This is a genomic window from Hymenobacter setariae (genome assembly GCF_007713685.1).
Classification (GTDB): domain Bacteria; phylum Bacteroidota; class Bacteroidia; order Cytophagales; family Hymenobacteraceae; genus Hymenobacter; species Hymenobacter setariae.
Genome location: NZ_VMRJ01000002.1, coordinates 725,872 through 752,775, shown reverse-complemented (window position 1 = coordinate 752,775; position 26,904 = coordinate 725,872). Strand labels below are relative to the sequence as shown.

The 26,904-nt window shown below is 51.1% G+C and carries 24 protein-coding genes; 14 read left to right on the top strand and 10 right to left on the bottom strand.

Annotated elements, in window-relative coordinates; all coding sequences use genetic code 11:
- Positions 1-48 precede the first annotated feature (48 nt).
- Entirely contained in the window at positions 49-1,089 is a 1,041-nt protein-coding gene (locus FNT36_RS09485; protein ID WP_144846781.1) for a glycosyltransferase family 9 protein, read from the bottom strand.
- Positions 1,086-1,853, bottom strand: a complete 768-nt coding sequence (locus tag FNT36_RS09480) for a glycosyltransferase family 2 protein (protein ID WP_144846778.1) — start codon at positions 1,851-1,853, stop codon at positions 1,086-1,088. The genes FNT36_RS09485 and FNT36_RS09480 overlap by 4 nt, the downstream gene beginning before the upstream one ends.
- Positions 1,854-1,950: 97 nt before the next feature.
- Between FNT36_RS09480 and FNT36_RS09475 the strand changes: the two genes are divergently transcribed.
- A complete protein-coding gene (locus FNT36_RS09475; RefSeq protein ID WP_233635811.1) occupies positions 1,951-2,703 on the top strand; it encodes a hypothetical protein in 753 nt (250 codons plus the stop codon).
- Positions 2,704-2,772: 69 nt separating this feature from the next.
- Positions 2,773-3,642 carry an SDR family NAD(P)-dependent oxidoreductase gene (locus tag FNT36_RS09470; RefSeq protein WP_144846772.1) on the top strand — a complete coding sequence of 290 codons (870 nt, stop codon included), beginning with the start codon at positions 2,773-2,775 and terminating at the stop codon, positions 3,640-3,642.
- A gap of 85 nt (positions 3,643-3,727) precedes the next feature.
- Here FNT36_RS09470 and FNT36_RS09465 read toward each other — a convergent pair whose 3' ends face one another.
- Both FNT36_RS09465 and FNT36_RS09460 read right to left on the bottom strand, forming a co-directional pair.
- A complete protein-coding gene (locus FNT36_RS09465; protein ID WP_144846769.1) occupies positions 3,728-4,222 on the bottom strand; it encodes a group I truncated hemoglobin in 495 nt (164 codons plus the stop codon).
- Positions 4,223-4,299: 77 nt separating this feature from the next.
- Positions 4,300-4,683 (bottom strand): hypothetical protein, encoded by a 384-nt coding sequence (locus tag FNT36_RS09460; protein ID WP_144846766.1) that lies wholly within the window; start codon positions 4,681-4,683, stop codon positions 4,300-4,302.
- 226 nt (positions 4,684-4,909) lie between these two features.
- Here FNT36_RS09460 and FNT36_RS09455 point away from each other — a divergent pair, with 226 nt between their 5' ends.
- Entirely contained in the window at positions 4,910-5,965 is a 1,056-nt protein-coding gene (locus FNT36_RS09455) for an LLM class flavin-dependent oxidoreductase (protein WP_144846764.1), read from the top strand.
- A gap of 113 nt (positions 5,966-6,078) precedes the next feature.
- On the opposite strand, the gene ahcY is transcribed toward FNT36_RS09455, so the two are convergent.
- Positions 6,079-7,398 (bottom strand): adenosylhomocysteinase, encoded by a 1,320-nt coding sequence (ahcY, locus tag FNT36_RS09450; RefSeq protein ID WP_144846761.1) that lies wholly within the window; start codon positions 7,396-7,398, stop codon positions 6,079-6,081.
- An 84-nt stretch (positions 7,399-7,482) separates the two neighbouring features.
- Between ahcY and FNT36_RS09445 the strand changes: the two genes are divergently transcribed.
- The 3 genes from FNT36_RS09445 (at position 7,483) to metK (ending at position 10,770) form a co-directional block, all read left to right on the top strand.
- Complete coding sequence (locus tag FNT36_RS09445) at positions 7,483-8,112, top strand: hypothetical protein (protein ID WP_144846758.1); 630 nt, start codon at positions 7,483-7,485, stop codon at positions 8,110-8,112.
- 48 nt (positions 8,113-8,160) lie between these two features.
- Positions 8,161-9,366 carry a class I SAM-dependent methyltransferase gene (locus FNT36_RS09440; protein ID WP_144846755.1) on the top strand — a complete coding sequence of 402 codons (1,206 nt, stop codon included), beginning with the start codon at positions 8,161-8,163 and terminating at the stop codon, positions 9,364-9,366.
- A gap of 141 nt (positions 9,367-9,507) precedes the next feature.
- On the top strand, positions 9,508-10,770 hold the full coding sequence (gene metK / locus FNT36_RS09435; protein ID WP_144846752.1) for a methionine adenosyltransferase: 1,263 nt from the start codon (positions 9,508-9,510) through the stop codon (positions 10,768-10,770).
- A 95-nt stretch (positions 10,771-10,865) separates the two neighbouring features.
- Here the strand turns inward: metK and hpf are convergent, their stop codons facing one another.
- The 4 genes from hpf to FNT36_RS09415 all read right to left on the bottom strand — a co-directional run bounded on the left by hpf (position 10,866) and on the right by FNT36_RS09415 (position 13,701).
- Positions 10,866-11,168, bottom strand: coding sequence for a ribosome hibernation-promoting factor, HPF/YfiA family (hpf, locus tag FNT36_RS09430; RefSeq protein ID WP_144846749.1), 303 nt, complete (start codon positions 11,166-11,168; stop codon positions 10,866-10,868).
- A 32-nt stretch (positions 11,169-11,200) separates the two neighbouring features.
- Positions 11,201-12,085 (bottom strand): tyrosine-type recombinase/integrase, encoded by an 885-nt coding sequence (locus FNT36_RS09425; protein ID WP_144846746.1) that lies wholly within the window; start codon positions 12,083-12,085, stop codon positions 11,201-11,203.
- 128 nt (positions 12,086-12,213) lie between these two features.
- Positions 12,214-12,408 carry a 30S ribosomal protein S21 gene (gene rpsU, locus FNT36_RS09420; protein ID WP_144846743.1) on the bottom strand — a complete coding sequence of 65 codons (195 nt, stop codon included), beginning with the start codon at positions 12,406-12,408 and terminating at the stop codon, positions 12,214-12,216.
- 144 nt (positions 12,409-12,552) lie between these two features.
- Positions 12,553-13,701 (bottom strand): acyl-CoA dehydrogenase family protein, encoded by a 1,149-nt coding sequence (locus FNT36_RS09415; protein ID WP_144846739.1) that lies wholly within the window; start codon positions 13,699-13,701, stop codon positions 12,553-12,555.
- 243 nt (positions 13,702-13,944) lie between these two features.
- Between FNT36_RS09415 and FNT36_RS09410 the strand changes: the two genes are divergently transcribed.
- The 6 genes from FNT36_RS09410 to FNT36_RS09385 all read left to right on the top strand — a co-directional run bounded on the left by FNT36_RS09410 (position 13,945) and on the right by FNT36_RS09385 (position 21,830).
- Positions 13,945-14,895, top strand: coding sequence for a polysaccharide biosynthesis/export family protein (locus tag FNT36_RS09410; RefSeq protein ID WP_233635810.1), 951 nt, complete (start codon positions 13,945-13,947; stop codon positions 14,893-14,895).
- Between the two features lie 49 nt (positions 14,896-14,944).
- On the top strand, positions 14,945-17,461 hold the full coding sequence (locus FNT36_RS09405; protein WP_144846733.1) for a tyrosine-protein kinase family protein: 2,517 nt from the start codon (positions 14,945-14,947) through the stop codon (positions 17,459-17,461).
- Positions 17,462-17,574: 113 nt separating this feature from the next.
- The gene (locus FNT36_RS09400; RefSeq protein ID WP_233635809.1) at positions 17,575-18,261 is read left to right on the top strand and encodes a tyrosine-protein phosphatase; all 687 of its coding nucleotides are present in this window, start codon (positions 17,575-17,577) and stop codon (positions 18,259-18,261) included.
- An 8-nt stretch (positions 18,262-18,269) separates the two neighbouring features.
- Positions 18,270-19,292, top strand: coding sequence for an NAD-dependent epimerase/dehydratase family protein (locus FNT36_RS09395; protein ID WP_144846730.1), 1,023 nt, complete (start codon positions 18,270-18,272; stop codon positions 19,290-19,292).
- 149 nt (positions 19,293-19,441) lie between these two features.
- Positions 19,442-20,839, top strand: coding sequence for a tetratricopeptide repeat protein (locus tag FNT36_RS09390; RefSeq protein WP_144846728.1), 1,398 nt, complete (start codon positions 19,442-19,444; stop codon positions 20,837-20,839).
- A 160-nt stretch (positions 20,840-20,999) separates the two neighbouring features.
- Positions 21,000-21,830: a phosphosulfolactate synthase gene (locus FNT36_RS09385; protein WP_144846726.1), complete on the top strand. Its 831-nt coding sequence runs from the start codon at positions 21,000-21,002 to the stop codon at positions 21,828-21,830.
- Positions 21,831-21,908: 78 nt separating this feature from the next.
- On the opposite strand, the gene FNT36_RS09380 is transcribed toward FNT36_RS09385, so the two are convergent.
- On the bottom strand, positions 21,909-23,921 hold the full coding sequence (locus FNT36_RS09380; protein WP_233635808.1) for a T9SS type A sorting domain-containing protein: 2,013 nt from the start codon (positions 23,919-23,921) through the stop codon (positions 21,909-21,911).
- Between the two features lie 1,515 nt (positions 23,922-25,436).
- Between FNT36_RS09380 and FNT36_RS09375 the strand changes: the two genes are divergently transcribed.
- Both FNT36_RS09375 and FNT36_RS09370 read left to right on the top strand, forming a co-directional pair.
- Positions 25,437-26,096, top strand: coding sequence for a DedA family protein (locus FNT36_RS09375; protein ID WP_144846722.1), 660 nt, complete (start codon positions 25,437-25,439; stop codon positions 26,094-26,096).
- Between the two features lie 42 nt (positions 26,097-26,138).
- Positions 26,139-26,879: a shikimate dehydrogenase family protein gene (locus FNT36_RS09370; protein ID WP_144846720.1), complete on the top strand. Its 741-nt coding sequence runs from the start codon at positions 26,139-26,141 to the stop codon at positions 26,877-26,879.
- The last annotated feature ends 25 nt before the right edge of the window (positions 26,880-26,904 follow it).

Genomic DNA, 26,904 nt, shown 5'->3' with positions numbered 1-26,904 from the left:
ATAGAAGTATTAACTTATGGCCCTAGGGTAAGGTTGTAGCTGGGTTTGCTAATGAGCTACCGGCAGCGGCTGCCAACTAGCTACATGAGCAGCTACAGCCCCAGCCTCGATGGCTTTAATACATGTACATTGGGCAGGCTGATTGCGACAGTCTTGGCAGTTGGGCCGGTCAAATACCAAGTACTCAGCCCACGGCCCTAGGGGACCCCAGCGCCCGGGGTGCATGGGCCGAATAGGTGGATACAGCCCTAGCGCATGGCGGCCTAGCGCAGCAGCTAGGTGTAGCGGCCCGGTGCTACCGGCCACCAGTCCATCGGCCGCTGAAATGAACGCAATAAATTCAGGTAATGCAAATTCGCCGGTGAGGTCGGCGGCCAAGTAGGGCTTATGCTCTTGTAGCCAATCGGCAGCAGCTAACTCAGCTCCCTCCTCTTTGGTACCGGTAACAAAAACCCGATGCCCTGCTGTATGAAGCAAGCGCGCTAACTGACCGAAGTGAGGCAAGCCCCATTCGCGGGCGCTGCCTCGGCTACGTGGGTGCAAGACCACATTTAGCTGTTCTGGCCGCCGAGCAGCGAGCAGTTGCTGGGCGTGGGGTGGCAACGGTGCGGTAGGCACCAAGCGCACTAACTCCGCCACAGTGGGTAGTGGCGGCACCTGTGTGTAGCCGAGTGGCCGCAACAAATGCAAATTGAGCTGGGCCTCGTGCAGCGGCGAGTGGCGTCGGCTGAGGGCTACCAGCCGGTTGCAGGTTAGCCAATGAAACAGCCGATTGCGAGTGCCAATGCGAACAGGAATGTGTGCCTGCTTTGCAGCATTAGCCACCATTTTATTTGGGAAAACGTGGATAATGGCCGCGGCGGCGTAGGGGCGCAACTGCGCCGCTAGTGCTGCTACTGATGCATCTGCTTGTAACTCTACAAAATCATCAATCCAAGGGCAGGCGGCGGCTACGGCCGCGGTATAGCTGCGCCCAATGAGCACGACCCGGCAGCCAGGATGCAGCTGCTTAAGCATGCCACATACGGGGAGCGTTAGCACTACATCGCCAATGGCATCGGTACGCGAGACGAGAAAAGTCTGGCTCATGGCGTAGGCGCGTCTTGGGTACGGGTTTTTAGCTTCGCAAACTTTAAAAACACACCTAGGGCAGAGATAACGGCAATGCTCAGCCCCGCAAAACCATCTAGAAAGCCCAGCCGGAATACATAGCCATGCACAAACTTCCAAAGTGGCTTCAGTACCAAGTGAAACCACGTAACGCGGGTTTTACCCCGCAGCGCCAATTCCTGCGCTGTGATGCTGGTGAACTTATTAAGTTGGCTGACGTGCTGCGCAATAGAGTGATAGGAATAATGTAGCGCATCGCCGTGTAGCTGGCCAGTGCTCTGGCCAAGCCGCACTTCATAGTGTTCGTGCAGTAGCAAGCCCTCCCACCGACCTAGGCGCCGGTCGTAGAGGCGCAGCTTGCGGTCGGGGTACCAGCCGCCGTTGCGCACCCAGTTGCCGCAGTAGTTGGTGAGGCGAGCCAGCGAATAGGCGGCATGCTGCCAGTTTTGCTTGGCTTCGCGAATGCTCTGGCGCAATTCGTCGGTGAGTACTTCATCTGCATCGAGTTGAAGCACATGGTCGAAGTGTGCTTGGTCAGTGGCAAAGTTTTTTTGCTCTACGTAGCCCGCAAACGCGTTTTGCACTACGCGGGCCCCGTGCTGCCGGCAGATGTCGACGGTGGCATCGGTAGAGAAGGAATCAACTACCAGCACTTCATCGGCTATGTCGCCCAACGCTGCTAGGCAGCGGGCAATATTAGCTTCCTCATTGAAGGTGATGATGACGACGGAGAGCGCAAGCATAGCAGCCGCAAAGCTAGGCAGCTCCTGCTAGAGCGAGCTACACACGATATATTCCGGTATGAAAACAAGGCTACTCTTGCTAACACTGGCGCTACCTATGCTTTGCAGTGCGCAATCATACCAAGCCAAAGACGACACTGCTTTTCCAGCTGCCAAGCACAACTTTCACTATGTAGGTGACGACAAGCCGCTAAAAGATACTGATTTTGCCGGCACAGACTTAGCAGGAAGACCTGTAAGCGTGCCACCGCCCAGCCAGCAGCCGCCTTCATTAGTGGCCACACCGCATCCCATCGAAGTGGCGGAGTCGGAACGCGCCTATAGTGACGGGCGGCTGGCCGATGCCATAGCGGCTGTGGCCGAAGTAGCTAAACTAGAGCCAGCTGACCCCACTGTGCTTTACTGTTACGCCCGCGCTTTGTATCGGGATAATGACACTAGAGAACAGAGTTACCCAGTATATCACCGGCTTATTGCGCTACTCGATATGTATGGTCGCGAGAATGCGTATACGGTCACAGTATATCTACCTTTTCTAGAGGCTTATTTCAAGCTGGCTACGCTGCAACTCGATGCACAGCAATGGGAAGCAGCATCTTATAACCTATCGCGCGCTGCGGCAGCTTTACAAACAATGCCTAATGCGGCGGCCCAAAATGCTCTATTACGCGAACAGATTTTACAATACCAGACTGAGTGCTTTGCTAATCTACACAACTCAAAGTTATGCCGCTACTTTGGGCAGCGCACGCTACACTTCTTTCCCAAAAACCGGTATGTTAAGCAATATTTAGCAGCACTGCCTAAGCCCAAGCGCCAGCAACAACGGTCACCAACCAAGTCACGGTAAAATAAGCATGCCGCATTTCCGTCGAGTGCTATTGAGCGCACGTATAACCACGCTTAATTCCTCTGTTTTATGCCTGACTTACAAGACAAAATCATCCTCGTGACGGGTGCCACTTCTGGCATTGGCGAGGTTACAGCCCGTGAGCTGGCCCAGCAAGGCGCCCACATTATCATTTTAGCGCGCAATGCGCAAAAAGCGCAACGCACACAGCAAGCTATTATAGCTGCTACCGGCAATGAGCGAGTCGATACTGTGCTGGCGGACCTCTCGGTGCTACAACAGGTACGGGATATAGCTGCAGAAATCCATGCCAAGTATCCACGTCTCGATGTACTGATAAATAACGCCGGCCTGATGTTCGGAGCTGAACGCGAGCTCTCGGCCGATGGCTACGAGATGACGCTGGCCACTAACCACCTAGGGCCCTTTTTGCTCACAAGTTTACTTTTAGACCTTTTGCAGAAGAGTCTCGCTGCTCGTATCGTCAATGTGGCGTCGATGGCTTACCGTTTCTCAAAGCCCACGCTCGACGATTTACAATCGGAACAAAACTATAGCCCTGTATGGGAATACGGTAATACCAAGCTTTGGAATATTATGTTCACGCAGGAGCTAGCCCAGCGCTTGCGTGCCCACGGCATCACCAACATCACAACCAACTGCCTACATCCTGGAGCAGTAGCAACTGGCTACGGGCAGCAAACCGGTGGCATTGTTGGGGCGGCGCTTAGCCTAGCGCGCCCATTCATGATTTCCCCCGAAAAAGGCGCTCAAACCAGCATTTTCCTAGCTACTGATGCTAAGGTGGGCACAATCAGCGGCGGTTTTTTTAGCAAGAAAAAACCTGAACCCGTTAAAAGCAGCTTCAACACTCCGGCTAATAACCGCAGACTTTGGGAGCTAAGTGAACAATTAACAAGGACGCAGTTTCTCGACTAAGCTCCAGCCTACTTACAAAAAGCCTCGCTTCTGCTTAGGTGAGCAGAAGCGGGGCTTTTTGTAAGTAGGCTGGAGCTTCTTTGCTTTACTGTGCTACGATACTTGATTTCAGCGGAGCTAGGATATTGACAACCTCCGTCTGCTGGTTGGCAGGCACCCCTTTGCTCGTCATGGCTTTACCTAACTCAGCCACCAGCGCATTAAATTCTACTTCACTGATATTCATGCCTTTGTGGGCCGCAGGCATCGACAGACCTTTGTAAACCAGCGGGCCACCGGTAGCCTGCCCTATCTGGTCAATAAGATGATTGCGCAACGAGGCCACTCGGTACGAATTACCCGACTGCACTAGTGGGTCAAATGTGCGCTTGAGCTTCGAGTTTGACGTCATTGTTTCGGCCACCACGTTGGCAATAAACTGGTCAACCACGGCCGTAACAGCAGGCAGGCCACCAAGCCGCTCGTAGAGCGAAGTAGCAGCTACTGGCGCCTCCGCATTTTTTTTACAAGCCCCTAGGGTGCCTAACAACGACGTAGCCAGCAGTAGTGCCAGCGAAAACTTACGAGTAGAGGTAAGCATAAATATGAAAGAAAAAAGGTGATGAGAATGGTAGTGCAGATTGGGCAATGAGCTACCTAGGCAGTTACACTAGGTATTTAGACAGCTATAAATAGTCGGCGTAGGTTGAGTGCAAAGCGCAGTTTCTCTAGCGCCATGATGTAGCCCTGTGGCACTGGGCACTGTGGGCCCATTACAGGTGCGGCCGGTGCCTCATATGTCTGCACCCGAAAAGCCGGTGCTAACTGCTGCTGCACCTGCGCAGGCGTTATTTCATCGGGGCGGTAGGTATAGGCGACGGCGTGTGCGCCCGCCTGCACGGTACAGGCCGTGATGCCGGGCATTTGTATTAGCTGGGTATGTAGCTTAGCGGCCTCAGTAGCAGGCAGCGAACCAGCCACGCGCAACGCGCCCACACTGATGGGAGCTGAGTAGTCGTGCAAATTGGGTTCTTGCCAGTTGGCCCACAGCAATAGTGCCATTAGGCCACCTAAGCCTAATCGCATCGCCAAACGTCTTATAGTACTAGTAATTATCATTGCATAAAGCGCAGCTTATCTCACTAAATGTCACATCTACGGCTGAGGCTATTTCAGCGGATTTAGGCACTGACTTTTTTTAAGCAGTTTGTGAGCTATGTCACGCGCGACCAAACATTCCGCTGCGCGCCGAGCTTGTTTCCTAATCTTAGTCTCTTAGTTTTTATCTATGGAATTTGGCATCAGCTCCTTCGGAGAGGTAGCACCCGCCCACGTAGCCGGGGGCGACCAAGTGGCGGCACAACGCATGCAAGAGCTACTGGCGATGGGCCGCCTAGCCGATGAAGTAGGCCTAGATGTATTGGCCCTAGGGGAACACCACCGGCCCGACTTTATCATCTCAGCCCCCGAGGTTATCCTGGCTGCCGTGGCGGCCCAAACCAAGCGTATTCGTCTGTCGAGCGCAGTCACAGTGCTTAGCTCTGTTGACCCGGTGCGCACCTTTCAAAATTTTGCCACCGTGGACTTGATTTCGGGTGGCCGTGCTGAGATTCTAGCTGGGCGTGGTTCATTTGTTGAATCGTTTCCGCTATTTGGCTATGACCTGAAAGACTATGATTCTCTGTTTATAGAGAAACTACAGTTGCTGTTGGAAATCAATAAACAGGAAATTATAAGCTGGCAGGGCCAGCACCGAGCCGCCATCGCAGCCAAGGGCGTGTACCCGCGCCCAGTGCAGCCCCAACTGCCCGTATGGATTGGGGTAGGCGGCACGCCAGCCTCAGTAGCGCGGGCCGGGCACCTTGGCTTGCCACTCACTATTGCCATCCTAGGTGGCGCGCCGGCGCAGTACGTAGCTTTTACCGACCTCTACCGCCAGGCCTACCGCGAGGCCGGACATGAGGAAGCCAATCAACAGATTGCCATCAACTGTCACTTTCATGTGGCCGAAACGGCCAAGCAAGCCGCCGATGAGTTCTTTCCGCCCTACTCGCAGCTTATGAACCGTATTGGGCGCGAACGCGGCTGGCGTCCCATGTCGCGCCAGCAGTTCGACTATTTGTGCGGGCCCGAAGGTCCGCTCTTTGTAGGCAGCGTACCACAACTCATCGACAAGCTACTTTATCAAAAGGAGCTGTTTAACAACACGCGCTTTTTAGCCCAATTAGTCGTCGAGGGTATTCCGCATGCCAGCGTTATGCGCTCAGTAGAGTTATTTGGCCGCGAGGTGGCACCAGCTGTACGAGCCGCACTGGCCAGCACAAGCTCTCACGTAGCTGTCTGAGACGCTAATTAATTTGATAGGAACGAACACTTAGTAATAAAAAAGGCCGCTCAATGAGCGGCCTTTTCATTTTTAGAATCGTCTACAAACTTCTACGAATCTATCATTCAGACTTAGTAGCGGTACAAGTCCGACTTGAACGGACCCTCTACTGGCACCTTGATATAATCAGCTTGCTTGGGGGTTAGCTCATCCAGCTCTACGCCGATTTTAGCGAGGTGCAAGCGAGCTACTTTCTCATCGAGGTGCTTGGGCAGCGTGTACACTTGATTTTCGTACTTGTCGGCGTGTGCCCACAGCTCCAGCTGCGCCAGCGTTTGGTTAGTGAACGAGTTTGACATTACGAACGACGGGTGGCCAGTAGCGCAGCCTAGGTTCACCAAACGGCCTTCAGCCAAGATGATAATCTCTTTGCCATCGATGTTGTAGAGGTCAACTTGCGGCTTCACTGTGTCCTTAGTGTGACCGTAGTTTTTGTTGAGCCAAGCCATGTCGATTTCATCGTCGAAGTGGCCGATATTGCAGACGATAGCCTTGTCCTTAAGGGCGCGGAAATGCTCCTCACGGATGATGTCGCAGTTACCAGTAGTGGTGATAACGATGTCGGCGCGCGGGATGGCGTTCTCCATCTTCTTCACCTCGTAGCTATCCATTGCAGCTTGTAGCGCGCAGATGGGGTCGATTTCGGTTACGATAACGCGAGCACCGGCGCCACGCAGCGAAGCAGCAGTGCCTTTTCCTACGTCACCGTAGCCAGCTACTACGGCTACTTTGCCGGCCATCATCACGTCGGTAGCGCGGCGAATAGCGTCTACTGCCGACTCTTTGCAGCCATACTTGTTGTCAAACTTCGACTTCGTTACCGAGTCGTTGATGTTGAATGCCGGGAAGGGCAAAGTGCCCACTTTCACGCGCTCGATGAGGCGCAGCACACCAGTCGTAGTTTCTTCCGACACCCCTTTGATGCCGCCAGCCAGCTCAGGGAACTGGTCAAGCACCATGTTGGTGAGGTCACCACCGTCGTCCAGAATCATGTTCAACGGCTGGCGCTCCTCTCCGAAGAAAAGCGTCTGCTCGATGCACCAATTAAACTCCTCCTCGTTCATGCCCTTCCAGGCATATACCGGAATGCCAGCCGCCGCAATGGCAGCAGCAGCGTGGTCTTGAGTCGAGAAGATATTGCACGACGACCACGTAACATCGGCGCCCAGCTCAATGAGGGTTTCAATGAGTACAGCCGTTTGAATGGTCATGTGCAAGCAACCGGCGATGCGAGCACCTTTCAGCGGCTTGCTAGGGCCAAACTCGGTGCGCAGCGACATCAGACCGGGCATTTCAGCTTCGGCCAGACGAATTTCCTTGCGGCCCCACTCCGCTAGGCTCATGTCTTTTACTTTGTAGGGGACGTACGTCGTGGACTTAGTTTCCACCATGATGCTAGGCAATTTAGAGTTATAGCGTTCTAACCACAAAGATAGCGCTTTGTTGGCAGAACGCCGGCCTTATCTTTGTACGTTATGAAGGCAAGAACTCTTTTAGGCAAGCGCGCAACTCATTGGCTCACACTAGTAGTGCTGGCACTTATTGTCAATATCCTAGGTGCTCGAGTTGCACAGGCGCAGCAGGCTGCTCCAGCCACTATTCGGCTTGACCCCGAAGACCTAGAACGAGGTAGGTACGGCGCCCAATCACGCTTTTTCTTTTTGCCGCCCGGCAAGACTGGTGAAGACAATTACCAAAGCGCAGGCTTTTTTGGGCAAAAGCTGCGCCCTTATATCAGCAGCAGCCCCACAGCCGTAGCAGAGCTGAATAACTATCGCCGCCAGAAAACGCTGTACCTCGTTGATAAGGGATTGTTAGTAGGTTCTGTTATCTTATACGCTTCGCAGGTTTTTAGAGAAGATGAAGCCCAGTACTTTACCACTACGCAGCAAGTGGCAGCCGGCGCAGCCGTGGTGAGCCTAGTAGCCACGCTATTTATCAACCGCCACACCAATGAGTACTTTAAGCAAGCAGTAGATAACTACAATAGTGACCTACCTGCCGGGCGGCGTGGGGCCATCTGGCCTCGTCTGCGGCCCACTGGCCTAGGTGTGGCACCCACCGCGCAGGGCACCCCTGTGCTGGCGCTGCGGTGGCAGTTGTAGCCCTAGGGAGTGCACCAGTCTCCCAGTTTTTGCGTTAAGGCAAGTACAATGGAGTTTCCTTTACCTGAGGCGGCCCGGCGCTATGTGGCCGCCCACCTGCATGACGACCCCGCTCACCTGGCTTTGCAGGCGCGCCGTCACCCTCACTTGCCAGTGCCCGAATTGGTGCGCCAGATTCAGGCTCGCCAAAAGGCACGCGTAAAACTGCCTGCATGGGCCGACAACCAAGACCTGATATTTCCGCCTGCCTTGTCAGTCGAACAAGCTTCTTCTGAGCGCACGGCGGTTTTTAAGGCCGCCATTGTAGGTGGTGCTTCGCGCTTGGCCGACCTCACAGGTGGCTTCGGGGCCGACTCTGCTCACTTCGCAGCAGTAGTCGACCAAGTAGACTATGTGGAGCGTGACCCTCGCCTAGCACAAGTAGTAGCGTACAACTTTGCCCAGCTTCAGATTTCGAATGTCACCGTGCATGCGGCCGATGCGGTTTCTTTCCTTAAGGGCGGCAGTAAGACTTTCGATTGGCTTTACCTCGACCCCGCCCGGCGCGACCAGCGCGGCGGAAAAACCTTTCGTTTAGCCGATTGCGAGCCCGATGTACCTAAGCTGATGCCGCTGTTACTACGCCACGCGCCGCGCATCTTGCTTAAGACTTCGCCGATGCTGGACATTGAGTTGGCTATTCAAGAGTTGAGGCACGTGCGCCGCCTGTGGGTGCTGGCTATAGACAACGAAGTAAAGGAAGTGCTGTATGAGCTAGGCGAAGAACCCGCTGTGGACCCCGAGCGCTTGGCCGTGAACTTACGCCGCGATGGTAGTCAGCAGGAGTTTCGCCTCAACCGCGCCCGCGAGGCGCGGGCTGTGCCCCGTTATGCTGAGGCTCAGCAGTACCTCTACGAACCCAATGCTGCTATTCTGAAAGCCGGTGCCTTCAAGAGCATTGGCTCGGCTTTTGAGCTGATTAAGCTCCATCAGCATAGCCACTTGTACACTAGCTATGAGCTACGCGCTGATTTTCCCGGCCGTATTTTCCGAGTGTTGGCTACTGAGAAAGCCGACGGCAACACACTAAAAAGTCACCTGGGGCCTGAAGCTCGGGCGCACGTTACCACGCGTAATTTCCCAGAGTCTGTAGCTGATTTTCGGCGGCGCACGGGTATTCGAGAAGGTGGTGACTTGTACCTTTTTGCTACTACCGATTTGCGAGGCCGGCTGGTGGTGCTAGTGTGTGAAAAAGTAGTCCCGCCAGTCTCATAAAGCAGCCAATCAGGCACAAGCGCCTTGCCATTTTATAAGTAGTTCCGTATTTGGTTGCAATTCTTGAGTAGCTTTGTCGCCCGCCCGCCCGCGCCTACGTCTGGCTGGGCGGGCGGTCTTTTGTTTGAATAATCCTCTCCTATGCCCTATCTGTTCACTTCCGAATCGGTTTCGGAAGGCCACCCCGATAAAGTTGCCGACCAGATTTCTGACGCCATCCTCGACGACTTTCTACGTCAGGACCCAGCGGCCAAAGTAGCTTGCGAAACGCTAGTAACGACCGGCCTAGTAGTAGTAGCTGGTGAAGTAAAGTCGTCGGCTTACGTTGATGTACAAACCGTAGCCCGCGACGTTATCCGCCGTATTGGCTATACCAAGGCCGAGTATAAGTTCGAGGCCGAGAGCTGCGGTATTCTATCGGCTCTGCACGAGCAGTCGCCCGATATCAACCAAGGTGTAGTGCGCCAAGCTCCCGAAGAGCAAGGTGCCGGCGACCAAGGTATGATGTTTGGCTATGCCACTAACGAGACGGATAACTACATGCCGCTCGCCCTAGATGTATCGCACCGCCTGCTGCAAGTGCTATCTGAAATCCGCAAGGAAGGCAAGGAAATGACGTACCTGCGCCCAGACGCCAAAAGCCAGGTAACCATTCGCTATTCAGACGACCATCGTCCCGAAGCCATCGATACTATCGTGGTAAGCACCCAGCACGACGACTTCGACGATTCGGAGGCCGCTATGCTGGTTAAGATTTCGGAAGATATCAAGTCTATCCTCATCCCCCGGGTGAAGGCTAGCTTGAGTGCCGACATTCAGGCGCTGTTTACCGACAGCATTACGCACCACATTAACCCGACTGGCAAGTTCGTTATCGGTGGCCCGCACGGCGACTCGGGCCTCACTGGCCGCAAGATTATTGTGGACACCTACGGAGGCAAGGGTGCACACGGTGGAGGCGCTTTCTCGGGTAAAGACTCAAGCAAAGTAGACCGCTCGGCCGCTTATGCTGCCCGCCACATTGCGAAGAATCTAGTAGCTGCTGGTGTAGCCGACCAAGTGCTGGTGCAGGTAGCCTATGCTATCGGTGTAGCCAAGCCAGTAGGTCTCTATGTGACAACGTATAACACGACAAAAGCTAAGAACGCCGCCGGTCAGACGCTTACCGATGGTGAGATTGCAGAGAAAGTAAATGAGCTCTTCGATTTGCGCCCTTATGCTATCGTTGAGCGCTTTGGGTTGCGAAACCCCATCTTTGGCCAAACGGCTGCCTACGGACACATGGGCCGCCAGCCAGGTACGGTAACGGTAAAAATGAAGGACGGCGAGGAGAAAACATTTGAAACCTTTACGTGGGAGAAGTTGGATTATGTAGATAAAATTAAAGCTGCATTTGCGCTTTAAGACGCCTTTTAGCTTATCAAAAAGCCCCAGCAACTATTGTAGTTGCTGGGGCTTTTTGATAAGCTAAAAGTGCTACCTAGGTAGCCTATTTCTACTTAGTGCAGGTTCAAGTGCTTTTCCTTATACTTTGAAATCTGCCGTTTTAGCGCTTCTACAGCTGCGTCGGCGGCGGCTTCAAAAGAAGCCGCATCTTCTTGGCTGAAAAGGGTGCTGCCCGGCACCATCAGCTTAATTTCCACAGTTTTGTTTGCTACGCCGTCTTTATTGTTAAGGCGCAGGATAACTTCTCCGTCAGTGATACGGTCGTAGAAATGGTCGAGCTTGTTGAGACGTTGCTGAATAAAATCGAGCAGTTTTTGGTCGGCATCGAAATGCACCGATTGCACTTGCACTTTCATGGGCAAAAGAAATTGAGTGGGAAACAGAAACCTTATGCTCGGGGGTGAGCCTGTTCAAATACGGATTTCATGCGGTCGACGGACAAGTGCGTATACACTTGCGTGGCTGCTAAGCTGGCATGCCCTAGCAGTTCTTTAATAGCATTTAAGTCTGCGCCCTTGCCAAGTAGGTGAGTAGCAAAGGCGTGCCTCAGCGCGTGCGGATGCTGATGTGCCGCTGAAGTTGATACCTGACTCAGATATTTTTTGACCGTACGATACACTAGCTTCTCATACAGCGGCTCACCCTTGTCAGTACGTAGCAGTGGGCTACTGGCAGGAACAGGGCCGAATTCAGCTGCGGAAGCTGCACTGTACTTATCTAGCACCAACCATAGGGAGGGATTTAAAGGCACTAGTCGCTGCTTGTTGCCCTTGCCTGTCACGCGCACCGTGCGGGCTGCGGCGTCTACATCGGCTGCAGTTATACCTAGGAGTTCAGAAAGGCGAATACCCGTTCCATATAGCATTTCCAGTACCAGCTGGTCGCGTGCCCCCGCATAGGTAGCCTCAAACTCAAACGAATTAAGTAAGCGATTTAATGACTCCTCAGGCACAAACTCGGGCAATTTCTTCACCATCTTAGGCGCCTTTATGCGCAGCATGGGGTTGGCCTCAATCCGGTGAATGCGCAGCAAAAACTTATAGTAGGAGCGCAAGCAAGCTACTTTTCTATTCACTGTGCGTGGGTCTAGGTCTTGCCCCATAAGGTTCACTACCCAATCTCTAATAAGCGGGTGTGTAGCATGGGCCGGCTCATCTAGCTCATATTCCTTCTGCACATAGCTGGCAAACTGCATTAAATCAGTTTGATAAGATATGACGGTATGTGGGCTAAAGCGCTTTTCGTAGCGCAAGAAATTTAGAAATTCATCCATTACACTCCTATTTGCAAGGCTTTGCTTATGTGCCAACAGCAAGGTACAACGCAACGCGAAAAGCCCCTGCTCTTGCTACTTGGCAAGAACAGGGGCTTTTCAAAGCCACCGAAACGAGCGCCTACTGGCTATTCGTTTTCGGTGCCGTAGGTAGCAAGCTTATAAACAGCTTTTTGCTTCAGCTTACGCTTGGTAATGCTGGGCTTTTGGAAGAAAGTGCGACGACGCAGTTCTTTCAGCACACCAGTGCGTTCGAATTTCTTCTTGAAGCGCTTCAGCGCACGGTCAACGGTTTCGTTGTCTTTGATTTGAACGATAATCATATCGAGGGATGAGGAGTCTTTTCAGGGCAAACGGGCCGCAAAGATAATCACAGATTTTCAGATTATCCAGCTTATGGCGATTCTTTTGAATTTTAGCGGTTTACCCGCTCGCCTGTGCACTGCCCTAGTATACTCACTAGGTAGCTATTTAAGTAGGGCGCGGGCAATAACTAACTTTTGAATTTCGCTAGTGCCCTCGCCGATAGTGCAGAGCTTAGCATCGCGGTAGTATTTCTCGGCTGGGTAATCCTTAGTGTAGCCATAGCCACCAAATATCTGGACTCCTTCATTGGCCACTCGCACGGCCACTTCAGAAGCATACAGCTTAGCCATTGCTGATTCACGGTTCACATTTTGACCTCGGTCTTTTAACTCTGCCGCTTGATAGGTGAGCAGGCTGGCCGCTTCGATTTCGGTAGCCATGTCAGCCAGCTTGAAGGCTATACCTTGAAAATTGCTGATAGGCTGGTTGAATTGTTGTCTTTCTTTTGAGTATTGCAAGGCTGCTTCATAGGCCCCCTGTGCAATGCCCAGGCTAAGTGCCGCGATGCTGATGCGCCCACCGTCGAGCACCTTCAACGACTGTACGAACCCCTCCCCTACTTTACCAATAACATTGGCGACGGGTACACGGCAATCAGTGAAAATAAGCTCGGTGGTTTCAGACGCCCGCATGCCAAGCTTGTCCTCCTTGCGCCCACTAGCAAAACCAGGGGTATCGCGCTCAATAATGAATGCTGTTATTCCATGCGAATCGCCTACTTCGCCAGTACGAGCAATTACCACTGCCACGTCGCCGCTCCGGCCATGGGTGATGAAGTTCTTAGCCCCATTCAGGATGTAATACTCGCCACTATCGTCGAGGACGGCTGTAGTACGCATATTACCAGCATCAGACCCTGTGTTAGGCTCCGTAAGGCCCCAAGCCCCAATCCATTCACCCGATGCTAGGCGTGGTAGGTATTTGTGCTTCTGCTCCTCTGAGGCATGCTGCAAAATATGCCCAGTGCATAATGAATTGTGCGCTGCCATACTCAGGCCAATACTACCGTCAATCTTAGCCAGTTCTGCAATAGCCGTCACATATTCTTGATAGCCGAAGCCAGTGCCACCATACTCCTGTGGCACGAGCACTCCCATTAGTCCTAGTTCACCGAGTTGGCGAAAGACATCACGGGGAAACTCTTGCGTTTCATCCCAGCGCATGAAGTGGGGCTTGATGTGCTGCTGGCCAAAATCGCGCACCATTTGCGCAATCATCGCCTGATTTTCGGTCGCTACAGTAGCTTCCATAAAAAAAAGTGTGGGTGGGTAAAGGGGAGAATAAGAACAGGACGCTACCAAACCCAAAGTGGTTTCCAGTAGTGCCAATTCGCCAAAATTACCACCCTAGCACCGGAACCGACGCTCTAGGTCACCGGTTTAGGGGCCCAAAATTGGAAACCCTACAGTGGATAGGTTACTTTTGAGACCTTTTAGCCAGCGCTCATCCTCAAAGTAGAGTCGCTAGGCCTCACTTTCTATAGGCTATATCCTTTGGCTTCTCCTTCTGCCTACGCTACTGTAGTGCGCCGCCTGCTACTAAGCTTGCCGGTGCTTTTATTATTTGCCTCCTGCGCATCCAATCGCTACTATAATCAGCGTGTATTATTTCGCCTTACAGATGAGAAAGGCAACCGTATAGACACGGCAAAGCTACGGGTTGCCGTTAATCGCACCGACCGTAATTACCGTATTCAGCCCAATGATTTTCTAGATATCCGTGTATACACCAACAAGGGGGAGCGTATCATCGACCCTAATGGTGAGTTACAATTGGGCTCATCAGGTGGACAAGTACCTAGCCTGACGCCGCGTATTACTGCATCTCCTCAAGGCCGTGCTGTACCACAAATATCACGCACTGGTACTAACGGCAGTGGTACGGGCCTGGAATTACTTGTACAGGCTAATGGAATGGTGGCAGTACCAATTATTGGTCTCACTCATTTGAGTGGTCTCACCTTGCATCAAGCCGACAGTACCCTACAGGTTTTGTTTACGCCTTATTACCGCGATACATTTATTCAAACTCGCGTGACTAATAACCGAGTTATTATCCTAGGTTCACCAGGTGGCGTTGTAGTGCCCTTGGCTAATGATAATATGAATCTTTTAGAAGTTCTAGCGTTAGCAGGTGGGATTGATGGTAATGGCGGCGGCGGTGCTGGTGGTCTGTACCGCTATGGCGGTAAGACATCTAATGTTCGAATAATTCGGGGCGACTTAAAAAATCCTCAAATTGAACAAATTGACTTAAGTACTATTGCCGGTATGCGACGTGCTAACTTACAAATGGAGCCTAATGATATTGTCTATATTGAGCCTGTCAGACGACCGTTCTTAGAGGGACTGACAGATGCTGGACCAGTATTCAGCGCAGCTGCTACGTTACTTGGCACTGTTAGCATAGTATTTAGCCTTATTACTATTGCGCGTCAAAACTAATAGACTACCGACGCAACGGCGTTAGCATTAATTCTGAATACCTATTTATATGGCAGCAAGTGAAAATACAGAGCTGGAAGAGCTAATTCGCAAAGCTACTGGCGAAACAGCAGGCCAGCTTCCGCCTACACCAAATGCGGTGTCGAGTGCGGACCAAGATGACCCCGGGGGCGGCTTGGACCTAAACACGCTGGTGCTAGTAGCTCGCAAAAGCTTAATATGGGTATTATTGTTGCTTGCCTTGGGCTTTACGGCTTCTTGGCTGTTTTTGCGTTATACAAAACCAATCTATAAAGCAGCCTCTATAATAAAACTAGACGAGCGTTCAGAGGCTGATAAGCTAGGTTTTGGAGCTGCTAAAGGAGAGGAAAACTCTAGCAATCAGTTAGCTGGCGAAGTCGAGCTTATTAAATCTAATCTGACATATAAAAACTTACGAGAAAGAATCGCACTAGATGTTAATTATTATGTGCAAGGAACAGTATTGGAATCAGAGCTTTATGGTAATTCTCCGTTCCGAGTAAAATATAAAATAGTTGACCCGTCGCTGTACAACCAAAAGTTTTTAATAACTTTCTTATCATCTGGCAAATACCAAGTTAGCGTTAAGGTTCATAATCAAACGTTGAGCGGAACCTATAATGTTGGTCAATGGGGCGCTTTTCCAGGTATGCAACTGTTTTTAGAAGCAACACCTGGAAGAAATATTCCAATTGGAGATGACCCACAGTATCATTTTGTGATTCTTAATGATGGCGCGGTAAGCAGTTACTTAGATAGAAACCTTGATGTAACTGTAATCAATCCCAGCGCTAATACCATTCAAATTTCGTTTACCGATAATAATCCTGAAAAGGCGGCGCACATTATCAATAGCATTGATACGGTTTACCTAAAAGAAAAACTAGACCGTAAAAAACAGAGTAGCGCTTTATCATTAGAATTCATCGACCAAGTAATCGCCGATAACGATAAAAGGTGGCGGGCAGCTGAAGAAGCGCAGAAGGAATTTGTGCGCCGTAATAAAACCTACGATGTCAAAGGTGATATGGCATCAATAAAGGAAAACCTGGAGAAACAGCAGGAAGACCGCCAGAAAATTCAGGAAAAGCTTCGACTTCTAAGTGACATTAGTCGCCTAATGAGTCGCGAACAGCTTACGCGCACCGACGATGAGACAGTAGCAGATAACTTGCCGGGTTTAGCTGAGCTAGAAGACCCAGCATTGACAAATCTTTTAGACCTGTTAGATGCTCAGCAACGCAGCTTGCGGCTTACGCTGAAATCGCAGACTGATAAGACGTTTGCTGTGCAGCGAAACCAAGCCATCATTCGAGATACCCGGGAGTTACTACAGCGGCAACTGCAACAAGACTTGCAATTGTTTCAGAAACAACTCGCACGTCTTGACCAGAAGGATGCCGTGCTCAACAGCCAGTTGATGGCAATGCCTGAAAAGGTGACTGAGCAAGAGCGTCTGCAAAGACCCCTTAGCCTATACGAATCCACCTATCTAAGACTGATAGACCGGAAAATGGATTTTAATATCCAACAAGCAGGCACTACTCCCGAATTCCAAATTTTGTCGCCGGCCTCGCCCCCAGGCGAACCTATTTCACCCGTAAGGTTATTGGTATATGCTATTGGACTGGCAGGTGGTCTAGTACTCGGCCTAGGTCTGATAGCAACTCGCTATTTAATGCACAATACCGTAACAGGTATTGGAGAACTGGAACGTGGCACTAGGGCGGCTGTACTTGGTGTAATACCTACTTATGACAAAGAGAAGCTAGAAGTATCACGCTTAGTAGTTGACAAAAACCCGAAAGCGTCTGTTTCCGAAGCTATTCGCTCTATTCGGACTAACTTAGATTTTATTAGTCCATCTAATAAAAAGCGTATTATCTCGGTTACCTCAACTATCTCTGGTGAGGGTAAAACGTTCGTTGCGGTCAATCTTGGCGGTATTATTGCTTTATCCGGCCAGCGAGTTATTATCCTGGACCTAGATATGCGTAAGCCAAAGGTGAATCTAGCGTTTGATGCAGATAATGTGCGTGGTATCAGCACTATTCTCATTGAACGTCACAGCTTAGCGGAGTGCATTCAGCATACGGCTATCGAGTCGTTGGACTTTATCTCGGCCGGCCCTACTCCTCCCAACCCATCCGAGCTTATTCTGAATCCCCGCTTCGACCAGATGCTGGCTGAGTTACACCGTAGCTACGACGTTATTCTCATAGATACACCACCGGTAGGACTTGTAACGGATGGCATTTTGATTATGCGGAAAGCAGACGTGCCTATTTACATCGTGCGTGCCAATTATTCACGCAAGGCATTCTTGAAAAACCTTAACCGTTTAATGAGCAATAACCAGTTCACTAAAATGTGTACTGTTCTCAATGATGCGAAGGCACAAGGTGCTTATGGCTACGGTTATGGCTACGGCTATGGTTATGGCTATGGCTATGGCAATAACCAGACGGGGTATGGTATGGGGTATTACGAAGAGTCTATTCAACCTCCCACGCTGAGCCAAAAAATTAAGAGTTTCTTTAGCTAAGTATTAACGAGCAATATCTAATGGCCAATTTTTGGCAGCGTTTATTCGGGGGTGGCACCGCTACTGACCCTACTTCCACTATAATCAGTCCCTTAGCTAGTTTACGAGTTGATATGCATTCTCATCTGCTACCGGGCCTCGATGATGGCGCCGAAACGGTAGCAGATAGCTTAAATCTTCTGCGAGAGCTTCGTAGCCTAGGGTTTCGCAAGCTAATCATGACTCCCCATGTGATGGGGGATTTTTATAAGAATACTCCTGAAGGTATTCGGGCAGCATTATTAGAGCTCCAAGCGGCTGCTATTGCAGAGGGCCTCACTGATATGGCGCTTGAATGTGCGGCCGAATATTACTTGGATGAATGGCTAGGTCAGCGACTGGCCGAGGGCTCTGAACTATTGAGCTTTGGTGGTGAGAAGCGATATGTGCTCTTCGAGACATCGTACATGAATGAGCCTTTTAATTTACAGGCCACTATTTTTGAGCTAAAAGCAGCTGGCTATCAACCTGTACTCGCTCACCCTGAGCGTTATACTTATTATTACGGGCGCTTTGCAGAAATAAGAAAATTGCGGCAGGAGTACGGAGTACTATTACAGCTAAATCTAAACTCGCTGGCGGGCTATTATTCGCCTACTGCTCGGCACGTGGCTGAGCAATTGATAGATGAAGGCTTAGTTGACTTTGTAGGCACTGATACGCATCACCTCCGCCATACTACTGCCTTGGCTAAGAAAACCGTCAATTTGGCTCACTTTCGAAAGCTGCTGCACTTGCCGCTGCTTAACGACACCTTGTAAGTCAGTCGATGATTTTCGTTACCGGAGCAACTGGTCTTATTGGTTCTTTTCTATTGCACGAGCTGCGAGCGCGAGGCCTTGCTGTGCGAGCACTATACCGAGGCGAGGCTCCGACAGATACTTCGGCTGGCGTAGAGTGGGTGCAAGGTAATATCTTAGACGCCACACTTCTGGCCTCAGTTATCTCACCAGAAGTAACACACGTATTCCATTGTGCTGGGCTTGTTTCTTATGCTCCACAGGATGAAGATGCCCTGCTGGAAACCAATGTAGAGGGTACGGCAACCATCGTTGATGCGTGCTTAGCCCGGCCAGGGATTCGCCTTGGCTACGTGTCCTCAGTGGCAGCCCTAGGTTCACCAGCCGAGCCAACGACTGACCTACCAGCAATCACGCAACAGGTAGTCACAGAAAAAGCTACGTGGGACCTAGGGGCCAGCCACCCAGCTTATGCTACTAGCAAGTACCTAGGTGAGCTAGAAGTATGGCGTGGAGCGGCTGAGGGCCTAGCCGCCGTTATAGTCAACCCTTCGGTAGTGGTAGGGCCTGGCGATTGGCAACGCAGCAGCACGCGCCTGCTGCGCTATGCCTATGATGAGCACCGCTTTTACACAAAAGGCTTGCTCAACTTTGTGGATGTGCGCGATGTAGTGGCCCAGTTGACGCGCTTGATGCTGGACCTGCCATTACCCACCACCGAGCGCTATATCTTGAATGGGGGCACTTACCCATTGGGAAGTTTTCTGCAAGAAGCTGCTACTGCCTTTGGGCGCCGTCCACCCACGGTAGCAGTACCTAATTGGGCCGCCGAACTTATCTGGCGCCTCGAGCACGGACGGGCGGTGTTGACGGGTGCCCGACCCTTGATTACCCGCGATACAGCGCGAGCAGGGCGTCAACATATCTATTACGACGCTAGCAAAGTGCAGCTAGTCACAGGCTTAAGTTTCCGACCACTTGGCGAAACTATAGCGTGGGCTACGCAAGGCCTCAAAACGAACCGGACTAGCCCCTATACGGTTGTATCTTAGCGAATCGCGACAACGCTACGCTTTCATAAGTGGGAAACATGACTAAAGGTCCTTAATTCGGTCCGGCCTAGTTATTGCCCGTTTCCGCTAGTTAGCTGAAGGTAAGTAGCTGTTCAGTTCGTACTGTACTAATTCGTGATTTTATGCGCATGAACGAATCATTTGAAGACCCCCGGGCAGCCCAGAGCACTGTGCGCCGCTACGAGCGCATGGTGGCTCATGATGAAGCCGCTTTTTTTGACTTAGAAGAATTTGAAATTATTATTGATTACTATGTGACCTCGGCGGCTTTTGACAAGGCACAGCAAGCGTGTGAGGTAGCCCTTAGCCAATATCCTTTCTCAACAGAGTTGCTCATCGACCGGGCTCAGATTTCGGCCATGCGAGGCGACTATACCGAGGCTGAACGGCAAATTTCGAGTGTAGCTAGTCTTGACCCCGATAATGCAGATGTAGCTGTAACCCGCGGCATTATTGCCACACAGCGCGGTGATTTTGAAGAGGCTGTTCGCTTCTTTCAAGCTGCGTTGGCGCAAAACCCCGACCGTGAAGATATTCACTTCAACCTAGGACTGGCATACCAGAGCTGGCAGAAGTATAAGAGTGCAGCCCGACACTATAAGCATAGCCTGCGGCTGCATCCAGACAATGAAACAACGGTTCAGGAGCTGCTTAACTGCTTAGAAGCTAGCAATAGACTACCCGAGCACGAAGACTTCTTTCAGCGCTTCACTGACGACGACCCCTATTCGGCGATAGCTTGGTATAACCTAGGGCAGTATTATTACCGGCTCGAAAAGTATGAGCAGGCCATTGCAGCCTTTGACTACGCTATTGTTATCGACGCCGACTTTTATGACGCGCATCACTGGCTGGCTGATACCTACGTATGCCAGCAGCAGTACCAGCGGGCTATTGCAGAGTTTGAGCTTAGCTATCCGCCCAATGAACCCACGGATGAAGCGTTGTGCAACATTGGCGAATGCTACGAAAAGCTGCGTGAATGGGAGTTAGCTCGCCAGTATTATCGCAAAGCGCTGGATATTAATCCAGATATGGATGAAGCTTGGTTTGGGCAGGGAGTATTGCTTCAAGAGCAAGAGAGGCCGTTCGAAGCCATTCATTTTTTCCGCAAAGCAGTAGAGCTTTATGGCGAAAGCGGCGAGTACTGGTCGGCCCTAGGTGCTGCTGAGAACCAAGTGGGCAACGTAGTGAGCGCCTTAGAAGCTTATGAGAAGGCTACTGAAGTGGCACCCGACGACGCCACTGGCTGGGTAAGCTGGAGCGCCATTCTTTACGAACAGGGCCACTACGATGAAGCTATCGACCTACTGAGCCACGCCGTAGAGCTGCACCCGCACGAGGCGCATTTTCACTATATGTTTTGTGCGTATCTACTGGCTTCGGGCCGGCTGCGCGAGGCATACCAAGAATTGGAAACGGCACTTTCGCTCAACTACGAGCAGCATACCCTATTATTTGATTACTTTCCAGAGCTAGAGCAGCAGCCGGCTTTGCGGCGACTCATCGACCAGTTTCGCAAGTGATAAGCTGGTCAATGCGTCCTAAAGTTTCTAGATAACTTACTTTTGTAGCCGTCTGCTTAACAAGCAGACGGCTTTTTGCTTTTTAAGAAGTATCAACCAGCTACTGATGCAGTGGCTTGGTTTATACGTTGTATAACCCTACTCATCACCCGCTTACTTAATGAACTATTCCCTTTCGCAACTGCCCGAACGCACGCAGAAACCCCGCGAGCAAGGTTTTACCATGATGATGGATAAAGGCCTAAGCATTCGGGAAGTGGAAGATTTTCTAGAGGTAGGGGCTCCCTACACCGATATCGTAAAGCTAGGCTGGGCCACCTCTTACGTCGTACCTAACCTGCAGCGCAAAATCGATGCCTATCGGGCGGCGGGCCTGCCGGTATACCTAGGCGGCACGCTGTTCGAAGCCTTCATTATTCGCAATCAATTCGATGATTACCGCCGCCTACTCGATACGTTTGGACTTGAGTATGCTGAGGTATCAGATGGCAGCCTAGACCTGCCGCACGACCGCAAATGTGAGTTCATCAGCGAGCTGAGTAAGTCGGTGAAGGTACTGAGCGAGGTTGGTTCGAAGGATGCTGAGAAAATCATTCCGCCCTATAAGTGGATTTCGCAGATGCAAGCCGAACTCGAAGCAGGTGCCCTCAAGGTTATTGGGGAGGCTCGGGAAGGTGGCAACGTGGGCTTGTTCCGGAGCACCGGTGAAGTGCGCTCAGGCTTGGTAGAGGAGATTCTCACCAAGATTCCTTCGGAGCGCATCATCTGGGAAGCCCCTCAGAAGGCTCAGCAAGTGTGGTTTATTAAGCTACTAGGTGCCAACGTAAACCTTGGCAATATTGCGCCCAATGAGGTGGTGAGCCTCGAAACCATTCGTCTAGGACTGCGAGGCGACACCTTCTCGCATTTCTTGGATATGGATGCAGTAGACCCTATGTTCCGCCCCGAAGCTAAGACTGGTAAGCCGGGCACTTCAATGCCTCGCGGCTAGTGTTCTCCTACTTAGAACAACAAAAAAGCCTGGCTCATATGAGCCAGGCTTTTTTGTTGTTCTAAGTAGGAGAAGCTATTAGTGCTTCTGTATGCGAAGCGTCTTTACTTCACCCGTTGCAAAAGTCACTTTCACCAAGTACGTGCCTACTGCTAATTCGCTGGCATTAGGCACAGCTACTTCGGATATACCTGCCACGGTCGTGACAGTGCGGCTCACAATAGTGCGGCCAGCTAGGTCGGTCAGCTGTAGCTGAGCAGTGCCAGCGGCAGGAGACTGTAGCACCAGTGCAGCTTGGTCGCTGCTGGTGAAGGGGCTCGGATAGCTACTGAGTGCAGTCACAACGGCATCATTAGCACCAGCGAAGCTTACGGCACGCGTGGGCGAGTACGAGTACTGTCCATCGAGGTCTACCTGGCGCAAACGGTAGTAGCGAACACCACTCTTGCCTGCTTCGGTATCAGTATAGCTATAAGTGGCAGCAGTGGTGCTGTTTGCCGATTTACTAGCTACGAAGGCAATTTTGCGGAATTTCACCCCATCATTAGCCACTTCAACTTCGAAACCAGCGCTGTTTTTCTCGGTAGCAGTTTGCCACGTAATCGAGGCATTGGCGCCCGAACGCTTGGCGTCAAAAGCTACTAGCTCTACTGGTAGCGGGTTCGTTTTATCGCCGAGCGTGAAGCGGGTAGTCGGTACAGCAAAGCTGGTAGTGCCGGTGAGCGATACAATATTATCGTTCGTATTAGGGGTGCCGCCTAGGTTAACAAACGTGTTGCCTTCGTTAATCGAAGCAAATAAAACCAGGTTGTTTTCATCAATATTGATATTGCCAGCTGGACCTAGGTTCTTGGTTTCGCTGTCGAGGTAGAAGAAACGCATGTCGGCTTTAACAGCACCAGCGGCATTAGCTGTCGATTGCGTTACTTCAAATATGCGGCGTACACCACTGGCAGCACCATTACCTGGGCTGTAAGCTTGGGCCGTATTGCGAGTAACTAGAATCTCGCCAGGGTTGCTGTAGAAATTTAACCCTAGGCCGATGTTACCAAACAGGTCCTCGGTGCCAGGAGTAGCAGTGCGGTGTGAAATGGTTACAAAACCTTGCAGGTAAGAGCCGTCACGCTCATTTAATAGGCGTGCACCTACGTTGTTGTTGATGGCTGCACGGTCATCCAGGTTAACAACTGAGGTAGTGGGCTGCGTGATGTCTGTTACCAGCAGGCCATCATTGAAATTGATATCGCCAGATACGTTCATAACGCCTTGCGAAGATTTCACGCCGCCGCCACTGATGAATACGTTCGCAAACGTGCCACCAGAAATACTTTGGTTAGTACCGTTGAAGGCAATCGTAGTGCCCGCACTAGCTATGAAGCTAGCGTAACGGTTATCAAAATCACCACTAACATTTAAGGTACCAATAACCAAGCTCAGGATAGAGCGGTCAGCCTGGCTATTACCAGACATTGTTAGGTTACGGGCTACTGCTTCGTTCTTTCCAAGGTTATTTACTGATGAAGACGCGTTGGTAGTAGGATTAGTGAAAGTATAAGTCGTATTGCAGAGAATACGGGGGTAAGGGTTAGAAGTGTTGGTACCAAGGTTAGCAATCACCACATTGGTATTTGCATTTGGCACGCCGTTCGTCCAGTTAGCGTCGTCGAACCAGTTATCGTTCAAGCCGCCAGTCCATACGGTAGAAGGGATGGGGTTACCAGTTACGTTAAAGCTCGCCGTATAAGGATTCGACCCACTGCGGTCGGAAAGTGTAGTAGCTGTTGGAGCATTAGGGTTCGTGTTATCAGTAACCCCGGCTTCGAAGTAGATATCTACGCTGTAGCTACCTGAAATGCTAGCGCTGCTAATTAAGTTGATTGTCCGGTTAGTGAGCGAGAAATTACGCGTACCATCATTACCCACATTGCCGTTCTGCGTCAAATTGATGGCAGTATAGGAGCCCCCACCCTGGCCTTGCTGGCGCACTCGGTAGTACATGCTTACGCTGGTAACCGTGCGAGCCCCAGCCTCCGTCGTTACGGCTGCGCCACCATTGAGTAGCAGAACACCAGTATTGAGGTCGTACGTCATATCCCCAAGGTTAGCACCTTGAAACGTAGGAGTAGCCGCAGAATTCACGGTGTACGTGATGCGTGGTTGTGCATTGCCGCTTGTTGAGTAGGGCGTCACATAAACGGCTGAGCCTTTAAGCGTAGGAAGTGGTGGAGCAGTTACTGAAAAGTTTAGCTGGTATGTACTAGAGTTAGGGTCAGCATCGCTAGGGTTAATGTCAGCATTTGCCGTGCTGGCAATGAATTGCAGTTCGAGCACGTAGTCACCACCTACGGTCAGGCCACTCAGCAGATTTGCATTAGCGCTACCGCTATATTGAGTACCGCCTGTTGGAGGGCTATAAGCTCCCGAAGTAGGGAACATAACCGTGGTGTAAGCAGGCAACGAAGATGCTGTGGATTTGAGATATACCCGATAGCGCATACCTGCGCCCGTTACAGTATAAGGGTCATCATTATCATCTGTCAACGGGCGTAGCACGAGCCTGCCACCCGTTAGGGTAAGTTGGCTGGTATTAAGTAGGTCAAACGCACCTAGATTAGTTGTGCTTGCGCTACCTACACCCATTTTCGGATACGAATTATAAGGGCTAGCATTGGTATTAGCCTTACCAGCGTAGTTCAGCGTCCGTAGAGTGCCGTTAGTATTCTGTACTGCCAAGCTTATAGCATCGCTGGAGAAAGATACTTGCTGGGCCTGAACTGAGTGGACAGTACCTAGGACAAGGAATAGTGCCCATATCGATGCTAACAGTCGCACCAGACCAGAGCCTCGGTTAGGTTGTCGCTTTTTTTGCAGAGTAGTAGTTGTCATATTAGTAAGGGTAAGTTCGTTTACCTGATACAAGGAAAGTTTCCCAAATGGGTGAATCGTGGCCTTATACGGGTCAGAAAAGAAAGGTGGCGCTTTTTTTAACTTTTTTTTAGGGGATATTACCGTTCAGCTTAACATCTTGAAAAAGTTTAGTCTGAAGGCAACGACAAGTGAAATTTTTTACAAAAAAAGAGCCAAACAAGCCATTTTTACTCTCTCTATTCCGCTCCTGGTTACAAGCTCAGTGGCTGGTGCGTTGCTCAACAAATCAGAGGCTTAGCTAAAATGCCAAAGCCTTAAGAAGGCGTTGAATGTACCGATTGCAGTTTAGTTCCCTACTGAGAAATGCGTAAGTACTAGCACCCAGCCGGATGCTTCAAAATAGCGTTGGTATTTAAGTAATATCACGTCCGCCTTTGTGACTATAGCCTACTTGGCATAATGCTATAGATAAAGAGAGAAATAAATTTTCAGAAACCCTTAAAAATTAGTTCCTAACGATAGCTATGACGGCCTTTAGTCAAGTAGCTATTCCCTGCTAGGCATCCTAGGCGCTTAGCAAAAGGCAATGGAGCTGCTTGTTTAGCAGCGTATGTACACTAGGGTACATTGCTACTGCTGCTACAGCATTACTGGTATTGGCTTAGAAGTAGCTAGCTGGGATGGTGCTGGTGCGGCTTCGTCAGCAGCGTTACTTTGCAGGGTCAACATCCCCTTCGCATGGAGCTCATCAAGCACTTCCTAGACCTTATTCTGCACCTCGATAAGACGCTCGTCAACGTAGTGCACGACTATGGCAACCTCACTTATCTGATTCTATTTCTCATCATTTTCACGGAGACGGGGGTAGTCATTTTTCCTTTTCTACCCGGCGACTCTCTCCTATTCGTGGCAGGAGCACTAGCGGCCCAGCCCAACCCTGAAACTGGGCATCCACTTCTCAACATCTTCTACCTGATTCCGCTGCTGCTGGCTGCTGCTTTCCTAGGCGATAACCTCAACTACTTTATTGGTGATTACCTAGGGCCACGCGTGTTCCGCGAAGATTTTAAGCTGCTGAAGCGCAAATACTTAGAGCAGACGCAAGCTTTCTATGCCAAGCACGGCGGGCAGACGATTATTATGGCGCGCTTCGTGCCCATTGTGCGCACGTTTGCGCCTTTTGTGGCAGGTGTAGGCACCATGACGTACCGGCACTTCGCTTCGTATAGCATTGCGGGCGCCGTACTGTGGGTGGTATCGCTTACGCTAGCCGGTTACTTCCTAGGGTCTATTCCGTGGGTCAAGAACAACTTTACGTTCGTTATTTATGGCATTGTGCTCTTTTCTGTGCTGCCGCCGCTGTGGCAGTTTTTGCGCAGCAAACTAGCTAAGGCCTAGGCTAGCCAGCCGCGGCATTTTGCACCTTTACTCGTCGAAGCTATGCGCACGTTTGGACTTATTGGCCGGTCACTTTCGCACTCTTTTTCGCAGACCTACTTTACCCAAAAGTTTTATCGGCTGGGCTTGGACGATTGTCGCTACGAGCTGTTTGAGCTGGCCTCACCCCACGAATTACCTAGCTTGCTGGCTCAGCATTCCGATTTAGCGGGGCTCAACGTCACTATCCCGTATAAGGAGCAGATTTGGCCTTACCTCACCGATGTGGCCTCATCGGCCGCATTAGTGGGGGCTGTTAATGTCATTGAGCTGCGAGCCGATGGCACCCTGATTGGGCACAACACCGACTATGTAGGGTTTAGGGAATCGCTACGACCTTTCTACACTGCGCGGGGCCCCGAGTCCCGGGCGCTCGTGCTAGGTACAGGCGGCGCCGCCAAAGCGGTAGGCGTGGCGCTGCGTGAGCTTGACATTCCTTACTGGCTGGTATCACGCGATGCTCTAGGGCCACACCTTACCTATGCCGAGCTTACGCCAGCTGTATTGGCTGCCCATCCTCTTATTATCAACACAACGCCACTAGGTACTTACCCCGACGTGGCAGCCTGCCCGCCCCTACCCTACGCAGCCCTCACGCCGCAGCACTACCTCTACGACTTAGTATATAATCCCCGCGAAACTCTGTTTTTGCAGAAAGGCCGTGAGGCTGGCGCCCAAACCAAAAACGGCTTCGATATGCTGGAGCGCCAGGCCGAAGCCGCTTGGGACATTTGGAATAAGTAGATAACAAGTAGAGCTTAGCTAGTAG